At 66.2% G+C, this 423-nt stretch carries 1 protein-coding gene; it reads right to left on the bottom strand.

All coding sequences use genetic code 11. The features are described 5' to 3' along the window. Positions 1-164: 164 nt before the first annotated feature. A complete protein-coding gene (locus LPA54_RS39910; protein WP_228985304.1) occupies positions 165-347 on the bottom strand; it encodes a hypothetical protein in 183 nt (60 codons plus the stop codon). Between the last annotated feature and the right edge of the window lie 76 nt (positions 348-423).

Below are 423 nucleotides of genomic sequence, written 5' to 3' on the forward strand. Positions count from 1 at the left end.
CTCCGAATCCATGCCATGAGGACCACCGCTGGGGCGCCTCATGGGCGGCCGACGGCGCTGGCTCAAGTACGATTAAAAAAACAGCACAGTCGGTTTGTCAATGGGAGAGAGGGTACGCTCGGCCACATGAACCGGCGAGCGCACCCCGACACGCCTCAGCCGCGCTACGACGGCGCCGGACCGCGGACCGCGACCAGCATGCCGTCGTTGCAGGTGGCACGAGACTCCGCCGAACTCCAGCGTCCTGTCTCCCGGAACAGCCGCGGCACCGACTCGAGCAGCACGGCGTCCACCGCGTCCAGTTGCCCGCGCAGGGCGGGCAGATCGTCTGCACTTTCCGAGGACATGTCGGCTCCTTCCAAGCGACGACAGAAACTCCACGACGACGAACCGTCGGTCGGTACGAGAAGCACTGCGGGAGGC

The sequence above is a fragment of the Streptomyces sp. DH12 genome (genome assembly GCF_020873895.1).
Taxonomy (GTDB): Bacteria; Actinomycetota; Actinomycetes; order Streptomycetales; family Streptomycetaceae; genus Streptomyces.

What these genes read in the sequence shown, in the direction of transcription:
- LPA54_RS39910 (WP_228985304.1), bottom strand. Translation starts at nt 347, where the DNA reads ATGTCCTCGGAAAGTGCAGACGATCTGCCCGCCCTGCGCGGGCAACTG.